The organism is Streptomyces alkaliterrae, from assembly GCF_007097205.2.
GTDB classification, from domain to species: Bacteria; Actinomycetota; Actinomycetes; order Streptomycetales; family Streptomycetaceae; genus Streptomyces; species Streptomyces alkaliterrae.
The window spans coordinates 1-563 of the sequence record NZ_VJYK02000689.1; the positions used below are offsets into that span (position 1 = coordinate 1).

The window sequence follows — 563 nt, forward strand, 5'->3', positions numbered from 1 at the left end:
GGTGTGGAGGAGGTGTCGGGCGGCGGTGAGGTGGTGTTCGGCTTCGGCGAGGGTCGCGGTGCGGCCGCCGGCTTCCTCGATGAGGGCGGCGGCGCGGTGGGTGGTTGTCGGGTCGGGAGGTGAGGAGAGGAGGGTGGCGAGTTCGTGCGCGGCCGGGGCGTCGGTGGAGAGCGCGGCGAGGACGGGGAAGGTCTTCTTGCCTTGGCGGAGATCGCTGTGGACGGGCTTGCCGGTGGTCGCGGGGTCGCCCCAGATGCCGAGGAGGTCGTCGACGGCTTGGAAGGCGACGCCCAGGTGGCGACCGAAGCGCTCGAGAGCGGTGACGGTGTGGGCGGGGGCTCCGGCGAGTGTCGCGCCGATGGCCGTCGCACAGCCGAGCAGCGAGCCGGTCTTGTGCTCGGCCATCGTGCGGTACTCGGTGATGGAGACGGCTCGCGGGCCGGTCCACGGGCGGGTTTCGAAGAGCAGGTCGTTGGACTGGCCGTGGATGAGTTCGCGCAGGGCGCGGGAGAGGTGGCGTAGGGCGCTGGTGCCGTGGGCGGCGGTTTCTCTTATACACATCT

General features: G+C 71.2%; 1 protein-coding gene. It reads right to left on the bottom strand.

The features are described from left to right. On the bottom strand, window positions 1-563 hold a 563-nt coding region (locus tag FNX44_RS27505; RefSeq protein WP_173019323.1), incomplete at both ends, for a polyprenyl synthetase family protein.